The sequence below is a fragment of the Halomonas sp. genome, assembly GCF_033549285.1.
GTDB lineage: Bacteria > Pseudomonadota > Gammaproteobacteria > Pseudomonadales > Halomonadaceae > Halomonas.
Map to the genome: position 1 here is coordinate 1 of NZ_JAWSUJ010000004.1, position 14,862 is coordinate 14,862.

General features: G+C 70.9%; 15 protein-coding genes. 6 read left to right on the top strand and 9 right to left on the bottom strand.

The annotated features are described in order from the left end of the window. On the top strand, positions 1–358 hold a 358-nt coding region (locus SCI24_RS01605), incomplete at its 5' end, for a LysR substrate-binding domain-containing protein (RefSeq protein ID WP_318723640.1). Next, entirely contained in the window at positions 355–2,448 is a 2,094-nt protein-coding gene (gene recG / locus SCI24_RS01610; protein ID WP_318723641.1) for an ATP-dependent DNA helicase RecG, read from the top strand. The genes SCI24_RS01605 and recG, both read left to right, overlap by 4 nt. 142 nt (positions 2,449–2,590) lie before the next feature. On the opposite strand, the gene SCI24_RS01615 is transcribed toward recG, so the two are convergent. The 3 genes from SCI24_RS01615 to SCI24_RS01625 form a co-directional block, all read right to left on the bottom strand. Then, positions 2,591–2,947 carry a hypothetical protein gene (locus SCI24_RS01615; RefSeq protein WP_318723642.1) on the bottom strand — a complete coding sequence of 119 codons (357 nt, stop codon included), beginning with the start codon at positions 2,945–2,947 and terminating at the stop codon, positions 2,591–2,593. Positions 2,948–3,006: 59 nt separating this feature from the next. Continuing rightward, positions 3,007–3,282, bottom strand: coding sequence for an HU family DNA-binding protein (locus SCI24_RS01620; RefSeq protein ID WP_040183570.1), 276 nt, complete (start codon positions 3,280–3,282; stop codon positions 3,007–3,009). 222 nt (positions 3,283–3,504) lie between these two features. Further along, positions 3,505–4,665: an NAD(P)/FAD-dependent oxidoreductase gene (locus tag SCI24_RS01625; RefSeq protein ID WP_318723643.1), complete on the bottom strand. Its 1,161-nt coding sequence runs from the start codon at positions 4,663–4,665 to the stop codon at positions 3,505–3,507. Between the two features lie 347 nt (positions 4,666–5,012). Here SCI24_RS01625 and SCI24_RS01630 point away from each other — a divergent pair, with 347 nt between their 5' ends. The 4 genes from SCI24_RS01630 (at position 5,013) to phoR (ending at position 8,515) form a co-directional block, all read left to right on the top strand. Beyond that, complete coding sequence (locus SCI24_RS01630; protein WP_318723728.1) at positions 5,013–5,489, top strand: chorismate--pyruvate lyase family protein; 477 nt, start codon at positions 5,013–5,015, stop codon at positions 5,487–5,489. Positions 5,490–5,526: 37 nt separating this feature from the next. After that, a complete protein-coding gene (gene ubiA, locus SCI24_RS01635; RefSeq protein ID WP_318723644.1) occupies positions 5,527–6,423 on the top strand; it encodes a 4-hydroxybenzoate octaprenyltransferase in 897 nt (298 codons plus the stop codon). Between the two features lie 87 nt (positions 6,424–6,510). Then, the gene (gene phoB / locus SCI24_RS01640; RefSeq protein ID WP_318723645.1) at positions 6,511–7,200 is read left to right on the top strand and encodes a phosphate regulon transcriptional regulator PhoB; all 690 of its coding nucleotides are present in this window, start codon (positions 6,511–6,513) and stop codon (positions 7,198–7,200) included. 1 nt (position 7,201) lies between these two features. After that, positions 7,202–8,515, top strand: coding sequence for a phosphate regulon sensor histidine kinase PhoR (gene phoR / locus SCI24_RS01645; RefSeq protein ID WP_318723648.1), 1,314 nt, complete (start codon positions 7,202–7,204; stop codon positions 8,513–8,515). Here the strand turns inward: phoR and cysZ are convergent. The 6 genes from cysZ to SCI24_RS01675 all read right to left on the bottom strand — a co-directional run bounded on the left by cysZ (position 8,503) and on the right by SCI24_RS01675 (position 14,838). Continuing rightward, the gene (gene cysZ / locus SCI24_RS01650; RefSeq protein ID WP_318723649.1) at positions 8,503–9,255 is read right to left on the bottom strand and encodes a sulfate transporter CysZ; all 753 of its coding nucleotides are present in this window, start codon (positions 9,253–9,255) and stop codon (positions 8,503–8,505) included. The two genes, phoR and cysZ, sit on opposite strands and share 13 nt — an antisense overlap. A 198-nt stretch (positions 9,256–9,453) precedes the next feature. Further along, positions 9,454–10,182 (bottom strand): phosphate signaling complex protein PhoU, encoded by a 729-nt coding sequence (gene phoU / locus SCI24_RS01655; RefSeq protein ID WP_250062413.1) that lies wholly within the window; start codon positions 10,180–10,182, stop codon positions 9,454–9,456. Positions 10,183–10,206: 24 nt separating this feature from the next. Further along, on the bottom strand, positions 10,207–11,025 hold the full coding sequence (gene pstB / locus SCI24_RS01660) for a phosphate ABC transporter ATP-binding protein PstB (protein ID WP_318723650.1): 819 nt from the start codon (positions 11,023–11,025) through the stop codon (positions 10,207–10,209). A 32-nt stretch (positions 11,026–11,057) separates the two neighbouring features. Further along, on the bottom strand, positions 11,058–12,605 hold the full coding sequence (gene pstA, locus SCI24_RS01665) for a phosphate ABC transporter permease PstA (RefSeq protein ID WP_318723651.1): 1,548 nt from the start codon (positions 12,603–12,605) through the stop codon (positions 11,058–11,060). Next, complete coding sequence (locus SCI24_RS01670) at positions 12,602–13,825, bottom strand: ABC transporter permease subunit (RefSeq protein ID WP_318723652.1); 1,224 nt, start codon at positions 13,823–13,825, stop codon at positions 12,602–12,604. The genes pstA and SCI24_RS01670 overlap by 4 nt, the downstream gene beginning before the upstream one ends. Positions 13,826–13,893: 68 nt before the next feature. Next, the gene (locus SCI24_RS01675) at positions 13,894–14,838 is read right to left on the bottom strand and encodes a phosphate ABC transporter substrate-binding protein (protein ID WP_318723653.1); all 945 of its coding nucleotides are present in this window, start codon (positions 14,836–14,838) and stop codon (positions 13,894–13,896) included. Positions 14,839–14,862 lie beyond the last annotated feature (24 nt).

The window sequence follows — 14,862 nt, forward strand, 5'->3', positions numbered from 1 at the left end:
GGAGCGCCTGCTGCTGCTAGGCGAGGGCCACTGCTTCCGGGACCAGATCCTCGAGGCCTGCCCGGCGATCAGCCACCAGCTCGCGAGCCCCTCCAACACCCTCACCGCCGAGGGCGGCTCGCTGGAGACCATCCGCCACATGGTGGCCTCCAAGCTCGGCATCACCGTGCTGCCCCACTCGGCCATCGGCACCGGCCACTACGAGAGCGGCATGCTGATCAGTCGCCCCTTCACCGCCCCGGCGCCCTCGCGGACCGTGGCCATCGCCTGGCGCGCCAGCTTCCCGCGGCCCCGGGCCATCGATGCCGTCACCGAGGCCATCGCGCACTGCCGCCAGGCAGAGCTCGAGCCGGCATGAGCGCCGACGCGACGACCCTGGACGCGCCCGTCACGGAGCTCAAGGGCGTCGGCGAGGCGCTCTCCCTCAAGCTGGCCCGATTGGGCATCGAGCGCGTCAGCGACCTGCTGTTCCACCTGCCGCTGCGCTACCAGGACCGCACCCGCATCACCCCCATCGCCACCCTGCGCGCGGGCCACGAGGCCGTGGTGGAGGGCGAGGTGGTGGCCGGCGAGGTGGTGCGCGGCCGGCGGCGCAGCCTGCTGGTGCGCCTGCGCGACGGCTCCGGGATCCTCAGCCTGCGCTTCTTCCACTTCTCCCCGGCACAGCAGCAGCAGTTCCAGCCCGGGGCGAGAGTACGCGCCTTCGGCGAGGCCCGAGCCGGCGCCACGGGGCTCGAACTCTACCACCCGGAGTACCGCCTGCTGGCCGGCGGGGAGGCCCCGGTGGAGGACCACCTGACGCCCATCTACCCGGCCACCGAGGGCCTCCACCAGACCCGCCTGCGGGCGCTGATCGACCAGGCCCTGGCCCGCCTGGATGCCGCCCCGGACGCCCTCCCCGACGGCATCCCCGCGCCCCTGCGCGAGCGCTTCGGCCTGCCCGAGCTTCACCACTGCCTGGACACCCTGCACCGCCCGCCGCCGGAGGCCGACGCGGAGCAGCTGGCGGCCGGCCGCCACCCGGCGCGGCGCCGCCTGGCCCTGGAGGAGCTGCTCGCCCATCGGCTTAGCCTGCAGGAGGTGCGCCAGCGCATCCAGGAGGACGGGGCCCCGGCGCTGCCCGGTGGCCGCAGCCTGCAGGCCCGCTTCCTGACCCAACTGCCCTTCGCGCTGACCGGCGCCCAGCGCCGGGTGCTCGACGAGATCGCCGCCGACCTGGCGCGCCAGGTGCCGATGCTGCGTCTGGTGCAGGGCGACGTGGGCTCGGGCAAGACGGTGGTCGCCGCCATGGCGGCGCTCTCGGCCATCGCCGCCGACTGCCAGGCGGCGATGATGGCCCCCACCGAGATACTGGCCGAGCAGCACTACCGCACCTTCAGCGCCTGGTTCGAGCCGCTGGGCATCGAGGTCGCCTGGCTCTCCGGCAAGCTCAAGGGCAAGGCGCGCCTGGACACCAAGGCGGCCATCCAGGATGGCCGGGCGCGCATGGTGGTGGGGACCCACGCGCTCTTCCAGGGCGACGTGCACTTCCAGCGCCTGGGGCTCGCCATCATCGATGAGCAGCACCGCTTCGGCGTTCACCAGCGCCTGGCGCTGCGCGAGAAGGGCGAGGCCGGCGGCCTGACCCCCCACCAGCTGGTGATGACCGCCACCCCGATCCCGCGCACCCTGGCGATGAGCGCCTATGCCGACCTGGATGTCTCGGTGATCGACGAGCTGCCCCCGGGCCGGACCCCGGTAAAGACGGTGGTGATGCCCGACGAGCGGCGTCCCGAGGTGATGGCGCGCATCCGCCACGCCTGCGCCGAGGGGCGCCAGGCCTACTGGGTCTGCACCCTGATCGAGGAGTCCGAGGCGCTGCAGTGCCAGGCCGCCGAGGCGACCCGCGACGAGCTCGTCGAGACCCTGCCGGAACTCACCATCGGCCTGGTCCACGGGCGCATGAAGGCCAGCGAGAAGGCCGCGGTGATGGAGGCCTTCAAGGTCGGTGAGCTGGACCTGCTGGTGGCCACCACGGTGATCGAGGTGGGAGTCGACGTGCCCAATGCCAGCCTGATGATCATCGAGAACCCGGAGCGCCTGGGCCTCTCCCAGCTCCACCAGCTGCGCGGGCGGGTGGGTCGCGGCGCCGTCGAGAGCTTCTGCGTGCTGCTCTATCACCCGCCGCTGTCGGCCCACTCCCGGGAGCGCCTGGCGGTGATGCGCGAGACCACCGACGGCTTTCGCATCGCCGAGAAGGACCTCGAGATCCGTGGCCCCGGCGAGGTGCTGGGGACCCGCCAGACGGGGCTCGCGCAGATGAAAGTCGCCGACCTGGAGCGCGACGCCGACCTGCTGGACCGCGTGGCTCCCCTGGCCGAGGCGCTGCTCGCTGCGCATCCCGAGGCCAGCCGTCCGCTGATCCGGCGCTGGCTGGGAGAGGAAGCGGGGCGCTACGGGCAGGTGTGACAGCTGCAAGCTGCAAGCTGCAAGCTGCAAGCTGCAAGCTGCAAGCTGCAAGCTGCAAGCCATCAGGGTACAACCCGACCTGCCGATGACAAGGGGGTTTCCTTGGAGCTTGCTCCTTGTGGCTTGAAGCTGGCCGAAGGCCCTATAAGTGCTTGAGCAGCCGCTGCAGCTTCTGCAGGTCGCCGGAGTCGCCGACCAGGCGTACGCTGCCGGCCATCATGCCGTCGAGGAAGGCCTGCTGGGTCGGCTTCCTGAGGACCCTGATGGCCGTGGCCTCGTCTTCGAAGCGCAGCTCCAGGTCGAGGTCCACCGGCAGGCCTCGGCCCGCGCGGATGCCGCGGGGCGACATGCGGTAGTGGCGGGCGATGGTGAGGTCCTCGGTGGCGATGCCCCAGTCGAGGCCGCGCATCTCGCCAAGCAGTTCGCGGAACCGCGCCTTGCGGCGCAGGGCTCGCTTGAGCATCAGCCCGAGCAGCCACAGCATCAGTCGCAGCTTCATATCGGCTCCGCCACCGGGAATGTCGAGTGAGCGACCCGCACGGAACGGGCCGCAATGCCTTACTTCGCCACGGCGTCCTTGAGCCCCTTGCCCGGCTTGAAGGCGACGGTCTTGCTGGCCGGAATGGTCAGCGGCTGGCCGGTCTGGGGGTTCTTGCCGGTGCGCGCGGCGCGCTCGCGCACGCTGAAGGTACCGAAGCCGATCAGGGTGACGTCCTGACCCTGGGAAACGCTACCGGTGATCTCGTCGAGGATCACGTTGAGCACCTGGCTCGCCTTGTCCTTGGAAAGATCGGCACGCTCGGCAATCGCCGCGGCGAGTTCTGGCTTGCGCATACAGCCCTCCTGGTATTGGCATCATGTTGCCGGCGATCACCACCGGCGGTGTTGTTATGGCAGATGATCTGTCAGTGCATCACGCGCATGCCGGCTCACTCGATCCCGGGGCCTCGTGCCGCAGACGGGGAGATCTCGGGAAACGACATGCGGATGATACCGGTCCTCAACGCCGCTGCCTTGCCGGCTCGCTGTCCGCGGCAGGCCCCGTCGTTGACGAGACTAGCCTAGCAACGGCGGCGCGACCCGCGCCAGTTCGACTTTCCGACGGACGCAGCGTCCTGTCAACGCAAATCCGATCAAACGTCCGTCCTCATCCTCGGCCAGGGCCGTCAGGTCCCCCCCCTCGCCCTCGAGGCGCCAGCGTGACGGGGGGCGGGCCGGCGGAAGGGCTACTACCGGCAGCAGGGGGGTCTTGACCAGCACCGGCCAGGGCCCATAGGTCACCGCGGTGGGCGTGCCGGTCAGGGTATGGGCCAGGGCCCTGGCGCTGGCCAGCAGCGGCTGCACGTACATGGCATTGACGCCATCGACGCAGGCCGCATCGCCCAGGGCATGGATGCCGGGCGCCGAGGTAACCAGGTGTCGGTCGGTGTGGATGCCCGCCTCGCTGACCTCGAGCCCGGCCGACTCGGCCAGGGCAGTACGCGGCCGCAGCCCCGTGGCCACCAGCACCAGGTCGGCCGAGAGCGAGGCGCCATCGTCCAGCTCCAGGCCGACGGAGGCGCCGTCGGCCCCCAGGGCCACCAGCTGGCGCCGGCTGTGCAGCACCATGCCGGCCTCGCGGAAGGCCTCGCCCAGGGCGCGCCCCAGAGGCTCCGGCACCAGGCGCGGCAGGGGGGCCGGCTCCGGGGCGACCAGCTCCACGGCGTGGCCGCCGGCGGCCAGGTCGTTGGCGAACTCGCAGCCCACCAGCCCAACGCCGATGATCGCCACGCGTGCCGGCCTGCCCAGCGCCTCCAGGGCCGCGTGGAAGGCGCGATAGTCGTCCAGGTCATTGACGCTGAAGACCCGGTCGGCCACGGCGTCGGGCACCCCGAAGGGGCGCACCGGCGCGGCGCCGGTGGCCAGCACCAGCTCGCTCCAGGGCAGGGTCTCGCTGCCGATGGTCAGGGTGCGCGCCACCGGGTCGATGGCCTCCACCCGGGTATGGGTGCGCACCACGGCGCCGAGCTCGTCGGCGACCTCCAGGGCCGTGCGGGCCGCCAGGCGCTGCGGCGGCAGGCGCTTGGCGAACCCGGTGGAGAGCAGCGGCTTGGAATAGTCATCGCCGCTGTCGGCGGTGATCAGCGTCATCGGTCGCGCCGGGTCCTGCGCGCGCAGCTGGCGCAACAGGCCCAGGCCCGCCATGCCGGAACCGATGATGGTCAGGGGTGCAGCCATGGCAATCCTTCCTGCAGGGGCCGTGGAGATCAGGATGATGGCGGCAGGGCTATTGCAGATGCGAAGCGCTCGAGGCTATTCCGGTGACAGGTCTACGAGGGGGTGCTGTGAACCCCTCCCTGGGCGCTACCGACACCATCCCTGGCGTAGGACCCCCTCTACGACCTGTCCCCGGCGCCTCTCCTGAACATAACTGCGATAGCGCTGGTGATGACGGCCGGCCACCATAAGAGTTCAAATTCGCCATGGTACACTAGCCGCCCCCTGAATCGACGCGGAGAGAGACGGTGAACAACGGCCCGGGAAGCGATCCCCGCTGGCGCCCCCTGGCGGTGGCGCGCCCTGCCATGAGCGCTGCCTGGTGGCAGTGGGTGGCCTCCCGCGACTCGCTCACCGCCCGGCTGGTCAGCGCCGGCGGCCAGCGGCCCTTCCGGGTCCGGCTACTGGACCAGCGCCTCGGCCGGCCGCGTCGCGACGAGGCGCTGGCCCTGGGCCTCCCCCTGGCCCGCCATGCCTGGCTGCGCGAAGTGGCACTGTGCCTGGACGAGCGCCCCTGGGTGGTGGCCCGTTCGGTGGTGCCGCTCTCCGGGCTGCACGGCCAGCGGCTCGACCGCCTGGGCGAGCGCTCGCTCGGCAGCTGGCTGTTCCGCCAGCCGGACCTGGAGCGCGGCCCCCTCGAGGTCAGTGCCGACCCGGCCCCCTTCCACGCTGACTCGGGCCCCTGGGCGCGCCGCTCGCTGTTCCGCCACCGGCGCTTCGCCCTGCTGGTCCAGGAATTCTTCCTCGCGCGCATGGCGGATGACCTCGGGCTGCCTTCGCGCTAGGCTCGCATGCAGCCAAACTGGATATCACGAGGACGAGATGGACCGATCCCTGATGCACCCCAGGGGCCTGGCCCGGGTGCCCGACTTCCTGCACCTGACACGCCTCGACCGCCCCATCGGCACCTGGCTGCTGATGTGGCCCACCCTGTGGGCCCTGTGGATCGCCGCCGAGGGCATTCCCGGCCGCAAGGTGCTGCTGATCTTCGTGGCCGGGGTCTACCTGATGCGCGCCGCCGGCTGCGTGGTCAACGACTACGCCGACCGCCACTTCGATGGCCACGTCAAGCGCACCAGGAACCGCCCCCTGGCCACCGGCCGGATCAGCGAGGGCGAGGCCCAGGGGCTGTTCCTGATGCTGGTGATGGCCGCCTTCGTGCTGGTCTGGTTCACCAACCTCTTCACAGTGATGCTCTCGGTGGTGGGGGTGATCCTGGCCTTCATCTACCCCTTCATGAAGCGCTACACCCACCTGCCCCAGGCCTTCCTGGGCGCGGCCTTCTCCTGGGCGATCCCCATGGCCTTCGGTGCCGTGCTGGGCACATTGCCGCCGGTCGCCTGGCTGCTGTTCGCCGCCAACGTGGCCTGGACGGTGGCCTACGACACCGAGTACGCCATGGTCGACCGCGACGACGACCTGAAGATCGGCATCAAGTCCACCGCCGTGCTGTTCGGCCGCGCCGACCGGCTGATGATCGGCCTGCTGCAGGGCCTCACCCTGGGGCTGCTGGCCTGGGCCGGCGGGCTGCTGGCGCTGGGGGGCTTCTTCTGGCTGGGGCTGGCCGCCATGGCGGCGACCTTCGTGCACCAGCAGTTCCTGATCCGCGAGCGGGACCGGGACCGCTGCTTCCAGGCCTTTCTCAACAACCACTGGTCGGGCCTGCTGGTCTTCGCCGGCATCGCGCTCTCCCTGTGGCCCGCGGTGAACGGCGGCTGAGCAGGCGACAGGCCGGGGCTGTCACGCTATTGTCATCATGACGTGCTGTCATCGTCATCGATCTGTCATTGACCACGAGGCTCCGGGATGACCGCCAAGACCGTACTGATCGTCGATGATGAGGCGCCGATCCGCGAGATGATCGCGGTGGCGCTGGAGATGGCCGACTATCGCGTCCTCGAGGCGGACAATGCCCAGGAGGCCCACGCCATGGTGGTCGACCACCAGCCCGACCTGGTGCTGCTCGACTGGATGATGCCCGGGACCAGCGGCATCGAGCTGGCGCGTCGCCTGAAGCGCGAGGAGGCCACCGCCGAGCTGCCGATCATCATGCTCACCGCCAAGGGCGAGGAGGACAACAAGATCCAGGGACTCGAGGCCGGCGCCGACGACTACATCACCAAGCCCTTCTCGCCGCGCGAGCTGGTGGCGCGCCTCAAGGCGGTGCTGCGCCGTGCCACGCCGCGGGGCATCGAGGACCCGGTGGAGGTCGCCGGGCTGCTGCTCGACCCGGTCAGCCACCGGGTCAGCGTCGATGGCCGCTCGCTGGAGATGGGGCCCACCGAGTACCGCCTGCTGCAGTTCTTCATGACCCACCAGGAGCGCGCCTACACCCGCGGGCAGCTGCTCGACCAGGTGTGGGGCGGCAATGTCTATGTCGAGGAGCGGACCGTGGACGTGCATATCCGCCGCCTGCGCAAGGCGCTGGGCGAGCCCCATCACCAGCTGATCCAGACCGTGCGTGGCACCGGCTACCGGTTCTCCGCCAAGGGCTGACGTGGGGCGGCTCTGGCGACGCGAGTTCTGGCGCCTGGCGACCCTGGTCGCCGTCGGGGCCCTGGTCGGCTGGCCCTTCTCCGCCATGGTGGCCGGCATCGCCGTCGGCCTGCTGACCTGCCTCGCCTTCCACCTGCGCCAGCTGCACGCCCTCTATCAGTGGCTCACCCTGCGCCCCCAGGAGGAGCCCCCCGCCGCCAGCGGCCTGTGGGGCGAGCTGTTCGACCGCCTCTACCGCTACCAGAAGAGCCAGCGCCTTACCCACCAGCGGCTGCGGGCCACGCTGCAGCGCATCCAGGAGTCCTCCGAGGCGATGCGCGACAGCGTGGTGATGCTCGACCGCCACGGCGACCTGGAGTGGTGGAACAGCGCCGCCGAACGCATGCTCGGCCTCAAGCCCCAGCTCGACCGCGGCCAGCACATCACCAACCTGCTGCGCGACCCGCGCTTCGTCGACTACTTCCATGGCCGCGACTATCGCGAGCCGCTGACGCTGCCCTCGCCCATCGACGAGCGGCTGATCCTGCAGTTCCAGATCACCCTCTACGGCGACGACGAGCGGCTGGTGATGGCCCGGGACATCACCCGGCTGCACCGCCTGGAGCAGATGCGCCGGGACTTCGTGGCCAACGTCTCCCATGAGCTGAGGACCCCGCTGACCGTGCTGGCCGGCTACCTGGAGACCTACGGCGACATGGCCGGCCAGCTGCCGCCGCGACTGGGCCGCGGCCTGTCGCAGATGAAGGCCCAGACCGACCGCATGCAGAACCTGGTCAACGACCTGCTGCTGCTGTCACGGCTGGAGATCGACCAGGGCGGGCGCGATGACGTCCCGCTGGCGATGGGCGAGCTGCTCGAGGCCGTGCACAGCGACGCCGCGGCGCTCTCAGCCGGCCGCCAGTCGATCGCGGTGGAGGTCGAGGAGTCCCGCGCCCTGGTCGGCAGCGAGCAGGAGATCCGCAGTGCGCTCTCCAACCTCGCCTTCAATGCCGTGCGCTATTCAGGCGACGGCTGCCATATCGTACTGCGCTGGCGCCCCTGTGCCGAGGGCGCCTGCCTGGAGGTGGAGGACGACGGCGAGGGCATCGACCCGGTGCATATCCCGCGCCTCACCGAGCGCTTCTATCGGGTCGACAAGGGCCGCAGCACCGCCACCGGCGGCACCGGTCTGGGACTGGCCATCGTCAAGCACGTGCTGCTGCGCCACGGCGCCCGCCTGGAGATCGCCTCCCGCCCCGGCCGCGGCGCCACCTTCCGCTGCCTGTTCCCCGCCGAACGCCTGCGCGACACGACGGAGAGGGCTCAGCGCGCCTGAGGCGGCCCGCCAGGCGCCGCGCCGGCCTCGATCCCGCGGTAGTGGCGCTCCCACATCAGCACCGCGGCGGCCACGGCCCCGGGCAGCAGGAAGAGGTTGGCCAGGGGGATCCAGGTGATCAGGGTCACCCAGCCGCCGTAGGTGAGGGTGGGCCACCAGCGCGCCTTCAGCCGGCGACGCATGTCGGCGAAGCCGACCTTGTTGTTGTCCATGGGGTAGTCGAGGTAGGTGATCGCCATGATCCAGGCCGAGAAGGCCGCCCACAGCAGCGGCGCCACCAGGTTGAGCACCGGGATCCAGCTGAGCACGAAGAGCAGGGCCATGCGCGGCAGGATGTAGCCCAGCTTGACCAGCTCGCGTCCCAGGGCATCCACCGCCGTCTTCGCCAGCCCGCGGTCGTCCAGCGGCGGCCGCCCGGTCGCCTCCACTTCCACCCGGGCGGCCAGGAAGCCGTAGAAGGGCGCGGCGATCAGGTGGGTCACCAGGGTGAAGGTAAAGAAGACGATCAGCACCAGGCTGACCACGAAGAGCGGCCAGATCAGCCAGGAGAGCCACTCCAGCCAGCCGGGGACCATGGCCATCCAGCCCTCCAGCCAGCCGCCGAAGTGGCCCAGCACGTACCAGAGCATGGCCATGTAGACCAGCAGGTTGACGACTATCGGCAGGAACACGTAGCGCCGCAGGCCGCGGGTGTAGACCAGGCGGGTCCCGCGGGTCAGCGCCGTCAGGGCATCGAGCATCTCAACGTCTCTTGCTATCGCAGTAAAAGGCATCGTTCGGGGCTGATCCGGCGACAGCTCTGCGAGGAGGCGCTGTAAACCCTTCCCTGGGCGCTACCGACGCCATCCCTGGCGTAGGACCTCCTCTTCGAGCTGTCCCCGGCGCCCCTTACCTAGGGGCGGCGGCCTGCGATATTGACGGCCAAGCGGCGTTCGCGGTCAACCCTTGCGAGTGATCGCCTGCTCGTCGAGGTCGTCCGGGTCGGTGTGGCGGATATCGAGCCCCTTGACCAGGTAGACCACGTACTCGGCCAGGTTGTTGGCATGGTCGCCGATGCGCTCCAGGGCGCGCAGGATCCACATCAGGCTGAGGATGGGGGAGATCGAGCGGGCGTCCTCCATCATGAAGGTCATCAGCGAGCGCATGGCGCTGCGGTACTCGTTGTCCACCTCCTCGTCCTCATGCACCAGCTTGAGCGCCAGCTCGGTGTCGAGGCGGGCGAAGGAGGTCAGGGCGTCACGCACCATGCGCCGCACGTGCTCGCTGATCACCCGCACCTCGACGAAGCCGCGATTGCCGTTGTTGGCGTCGATCAGCTCGATGGCGTTGCGGGCGATCTTGCTCGCCTCGTCGCCGATCCGCTCCAGGTCGGAAGCGGCACGGATCACCGCCAGGACCAGGCGCAGGTCGGAGGCGGTGGGCTGGCGCCGGGCCAGCACCTGGGTGCTCTCCTCATCGATCTTGATCTGCATGTCGTTGACCGCGCGGTCGTTGTCGACCACGCGCTGGCCCAGTTCGGAGTCGCTCTCGAGCAGGGCCGCCACGGCATCCTGGACCTGCTTCTCGACCAGCCCCCCCATCGCCATCAGGTGGGTCTTGAGCTCCTCGAGCTCCTGGTTGAACTGCCGGGAGATATGCTGGCTGTGGATATCGCTGGTAATGTCCATGGGACCTCTCCTTGGGGCCGGCCGTCAGGCCATGCGCCCGGTGATGTAGTTCTCGGTACGCCGCAGGCGCGGGTTGGTGAACAAGGTGTCGGTGGGACCATATTCCACCAGTTCGCCGTCCTGAAGGAAGGCGGTGTAGTCGGAGACCCGGGCCGCCTGCTGCATGTTGTGGGTGACCAGCACCAGGGTCAGGTGAGACTTCAGGTTGCGGATCAGCTCCTCGATCTTCAGCGTGGAGATGGGGTCGAGCGCCGAGGCCGGCTCGTCGAGCAGCAGCACCTCGGGCCCCACCGCCAGGGTGCGGGCGATCACCAGGCGCTGCTGCTGGCCCCCGGAGAGCGACCAGGCCGAGGCGCGCAACCGGTCCTTCACCTCGTCCCACAGCGCCGCCGAACGCAGCGCCCACTCGATGATGTCATCGCGCTTGCGCTTGCTCAGCCCCCCCTGCAGGCGCAGGCCGAAGGCCACGTTGTCGTGGATCGACATGGGGAAGGGGTTCGGCGCCTGGAAGACCATCCCCACCCGCCGACGCAGTTCCGCCACCGCCACCCCGGGCCCATGGATCTCCTCGCCCTCGAGGTGCACCTCGCCGGTGCGCACCACCTCGTCGTTGAGGTCGTGGAGGCGATTGAGCACCCGCAGCAGGGTCGACTTGCCGCAGCCGGAGGGGCCGATAAAGGCCGTTACGCGGTGCCGGGGGATTGTCAGGGTGAGATCCCGCAGCGCCGGCTTGTCCCCGTAGGCGAGGCTCAGCCCCCGGATGGCCAGGCTGCTGGCCTCGGGGGAAAAGTCGATGACCGCCGCCGGGTCGGGCGACGGGCGCAGGTCCTGGGCGAATGGCATCGAGGCTCCCGGGTGGCGAGACGGTACTGGGCTCATCGACGGGTGAGCGCCCCGTGACGCGTGCTGAGATGATGACGCAGAAATATTGCAGTCAGGTTAAGCACCAGGATCACCAGCACCAGCAGCAGCGCCGTGGCATAGACCAGCGGCATCGCCGCCTGGACATCCCCGCCGTGGAAGGCCGCATCGAAGATGTGGTAGCCGAGGTGCATGAACTTCCTGTCAAGATGCAGGAAGGGAAAGTCGCCGTCCACCGGCACCTGGGGCGCCAGCTTGGCCACGCCCACCAGCATCAACGGCGCCACCTCGCCGGCGGCGCGGGCCACGGCCAGGATCACCCCGGTGAGCATGGCCGGCGTGGCCATGGGCAGCACCACCCGGGTGAGCATCTCCAGCCGGGTGGCCCCCAGCGCCAGGGCGCCCTCGCGCTGCTGGTCGGGGATCCGCGCCAGCCCCTCCTCGGTGGCCACGATCACCACCGGCAGGGTCAACAGGGCCAGGGTCAGCGAGGCCCACAGCAGCCCGCCGGTGCCGAAGGTCGGCGAGGGCAGGGTCGCCTCGAAGAACCACTCGTCCAGGGTGCCGCCGATGCCGTAGACGAACACCCCCAGGCCGAAGACGCCGTAGACGATGGAGGGCACCCCGGCGAGGTTGCGCACGGCGATCCGCACCAGCCGCGTCAGCCGTCCCTGATGGGCCACCTCGTTGAGGTAGATGGCCGCCAGCACCCCGAAGGGCGTCACCAGGACCGACATCAGCATCACCATGAGCACGGTGCCGAAGATCGCCGGCCAGACACCGCCGGCGGTATTGGCCGCCCGTGGGCCCTCCGAGAGGAAGCGCCAGACGCCCTCGCCCCAGGCGGCCAGCTTGTCGGGCGGCGACATGGCGTTGGGACGCCGCGCCCGCAGTACCTCTTCCAGCGGCACCGTCAGCTGCCCGCCGTCGGCGGTCGCGAGGATCAGGCGGCCGCCTTCCATGGCCGCCTGCAGCTCGCGCAGCCGGGCATTGGCGATGGCCAGCTCGCGGTCCACGTCGCCCCCCGCCTCGAGGGCGCGGACACGCGGCAGGATGACCTCGTCACGCAGGGTATCGCGGGCCCGGCGCAGCGCTGCCAGCTCGGCCTGCCGCGCCTCGAGGGCCGTCCAGGCGGCCTCTCCCTCGAGGCGCTCTCCCGTCGCATTTTCCAGCGCCGTGAGCCGGCCTATCGCCTCTCCCCAGCGGCGGCGCTCCAGCACCACCAGGTCGCGCGGATGGCTGACCGCGGCGATGGCCGACACCGGCACCCACGCCCAGCGGGCGCCATCCAGGTCACGGTTGCCGGTCCGGTAGAGCCGTTCACGCCCCGTCCCCTCCGGCAGCGGGACCTCCCGTACCCGCTCGCCGGCGAGCTGTCGGCCGTCCTCGAGCACCACCAGGGCGACGGGGGCGGGCCAGAAGTGCCCCAGGCCGCGGACCGCCAGCAGGGCCAGCAGCGCCAGCAGCGCCAGCAGCGAGAGCGCCACGCTGCCCGCCGCCAGCCAGGCGCCGGGGCCCTCGCCCCGGGGCAGGCGCGCCCGCGAGCCGGACACCGGCCTCACGCCCCGCCTCCCAGGCGCCGGTAGCGCCGCCGCAGGCGGGTGCGCACCAGCTCGGCCAGGGTATTGACCAGGAAGGTGAAGACGAACAGCAGCAGGGCCGCCAGCAGCAGCAGCCGATAGTGCTGGCCCCCGGGGCCCGCCTCCGGCAGCTCGATGGCGATGGTGGCCGCCAGGGAGCGCAGCCCGTCCAGGGGATTCCAGGTCATCAGGGCCGCATTGCCGCTGGCCATCAGCACGATCATGGTCTCGCCCACGGCCCGCCCGGCGCCGATCATCACCGCCGAGAAGATCCCGGGGGATGCCGCCGGCAACACCACCCGCCACAGGGTCTGCCAGCGGGTCGCGCCCAGCGCCTGGGCGCCCTCCGCGAGGCTGCGCGGCACCCCCGAGAGGGCGTCCTCGGCCAGCGCGTAGACGCTGGGCATCACCGCAAACCCCATGGCCATGCCGACGATCATGGCGTTACGCACGGCGATGTCGAGCCCCAGGCGCACCTCCAGCCAGTGGCGCAGGTCACCGCCGAACGCCCAGGCCTCGAGCCAGGGCGAGAGCGCGTGGGCGGCGGCCAGCAGCAGCAGCAGCCAGGGCAGCAGCCACAGGCCCGCCCAGCCCAGCGGCATCGCCTGCTGCAGGCGCGGGGGCAGGCACGACCAGAGGCCTCCGGCGAGCAGCAGTCCGGGCACCAGCAGCACCAGCATGGCCAGCACCTCCGCCAGGTGGCGCTCGACCCAGGGGGCAAGCACCAGGCCGGCGACGAAGCCGATCACCACGCCGGGCAACGCCTCCATGAGTTCCAGCGTCGGCTTGAGGCGGCTGCGCAGGCGCGGTGCCATGAAGAGTGCCGAGTGGGCGGCCGCGCCCAGGGCCAGGGGCACGGCGATCAGCAGGGCCCAGGCCGCCGCCTCCAGGGTGCCCCACGCCAGGGGCACCAGGCTGACCCGGGCCGCCTCGTCCGTCCCTAGGGTGGCGGTGGGATCCCAGCGATAGCGGGCCGGGTCATCCGCTCCCTCCAGGGGCAGCAAGAGGGCCTGCTGGCTGAGCGTCTCTGTCGTGCCGGTTGGCCAGAACAGCGGCACCACCTCGACCACCAGGAAGACCCCGATGGCCAGCAGCGCGGCGATCACGCCGATGCCGCCCGCGGTGACCAGCACGGTGGCCAGGCGATCGCGCCCCTGACGCAGGCGGCGTCGAACGGGAGACGGGGGAAGGGAGTCGGGCATGACCGGGCCTGCGCGAAACGGGGGCTAGCGGAATCGTACGACAGTGTGATGACAGGGAGATGACAGCATCAGCGGCCCGCCTCGTCCAGCGCCAGCCCGCGTCGCTGGCGAAGCCGCCTCGTCTCGGGCAAGGCCACGAAGCCCAGTTCCTCGACGATCGCCTGCCCGGCCGGTGACAGCACCAGGTCGAGGAAGGCCCGCTCGGCGGCCGGCAGCGACTCGCCGGGGGGCAGGTTGAGATAGAGGTAGAGGTCGCGGGAGAGCGCATAGTCGCCGCGCCGCACCGCCTCGGGGTCGGGGAAGTGGCGCGCCCCCTCGGCATCGCGGCGTGCCAGGGCCTTCACCCCCGGCGTGAGATGGTTGAGCCCGGCATAGCCGATGGCCTGCGGGTCCTCCGCCACCGCCGCCACCACCGCGGCGGATCCCGGGTGCTCGTTGACCTCGGGGCGGAAGTGGCCGCCGCACAGCGCGACACGCCGGAACAGCTCCTGGGTGCCGGACGCCGCATTGCGGCCATGCAGGCGGATGCGCCCCTCGGGCTCGTCGAGCCCCAACTGTCGCCAGCGGTGGATCCCCTCGCGCGCCCCGCAGCGCCGTGAGTCGGAAAAGATGGCATCCAGCTCGCGCTCCCCCAGGCTCTCGAGGGGGTTGTGGCGATGGACCACAACCACCAGGGCGTCCCGCGCCACCGCCACTTCCCGCGGCGGGTAGCCATGGCGCCCGATGAAGGCCCGACGTTCGGCCTCATTCATGGGGCGGGACATGGGCCCCAGCCGGGTGGTGCCGGCCACCAGGGCCGGCGGCGCGCTGGCCGACCCGCTGGCCTGCAGCTGCAGCCGGATGCCGGGATGCTGGCGGGTCAGCGCCTCGCCCCAGCGCAGCATCAGCCCCGCCATGGTATCGGAGCCCACCGCACCCAGGGTCCCGGCGACCTGCTGGGCCTGGGCCTGGGGCGCACCGAGCATGACCAGCAGCAGCCAGGGGGCGAGGCAACGACGCAGCACGGCAGACATCTCAGCTTCCTCGATGAAGGGGTG

Excerpts from the sequence above, each read along its gene's own strand:
- ubiA (WP_318723644.1), top strand. The coding sequence starts at position 5,527 with ATGGACCGATCCCTGATGCACCCCAGGGGCCTGGCCCGGGTGCCCGAC.
- phoB (WP_318723645.1), top strand. The coding sequence starts at position 6,511 with ATGACCGCCAAGACCGTACTGATCGTCGATGATGAGGCGCCGATCCGC.
- cysZ (WP_318723649.1), bottom strand. The coding sequence starts at position 9,255 with ATGCTCGATGCCCTGACGGCGCTGACCCGCGGGACCCGCCTGGTCTAC.
- SCI24_RS01630 (WP_318723728.1), top strand. The coding sequence starts at position 5,013 with ATGAGCGCTGCCTGGTGGCAGTGGGTGGCCTCCCGCGACTCGCTCACC.
- SCI24_RS01615 (WP_318723642.1), bottom strand. The coding sequence starts at position 2,947 with ATGAAGCTGCGACTGATGCTGTGGCTGCTCGGGCTGATGCTCAAGCGA.
- SCI24_RS01620 (WP_040183570.1), bottom strand. The coding sequence starts at position 3,282 with ATGCGCAAGCCAGAACTCGCCGCGGCGATTGCCGAGCGTGCCGATCTT.
- recG (WP_318723641.1), top strand. The coding sequence starts at position 355 with ATGAGCGCCGACGCGACGACCCTGGACGCGCCCGTCACGGAGCTCAAG.
- phoU (WP_250062413.1), bottom strand. The coding sequence starts at position 10,182 with ATGGACATTACCAGCGATATCCACAGCCAGCATATCTCCCGGCAGTTC.
- pstB (WP_318723650.1), bottom strand. The coding sequence starts at position 11,025 with ATGCCATTCGCCCAGGACCTGCGCCCGTCGCCCGACCCGGCGGCGGTC.
- SCI24_RS01625 (WP_318723643.1), bottom strand. The coding sequence starts at position 4,665 with ATGGCTGCACCCCTGACCATCATCGGTTCCGGCATGGCGGGCCTGGGC.
- SCI24_RS01675 (WP_318723653.1), bottom strand. The coding sequence starts at position 14,838 with ATGTCTGCCGTGCTGCGTCGTTGCCTCGCCCCCTGGCTGCTGCTGGTC.
- SCI24_RS01670 (WP_318723652.1), bottom strand. The coding sequence starts at position 13,825 with ATGCCCGACTCCCTTCCCCCGTCTCCCGTTCGACGCCGCCTGCGTCAG.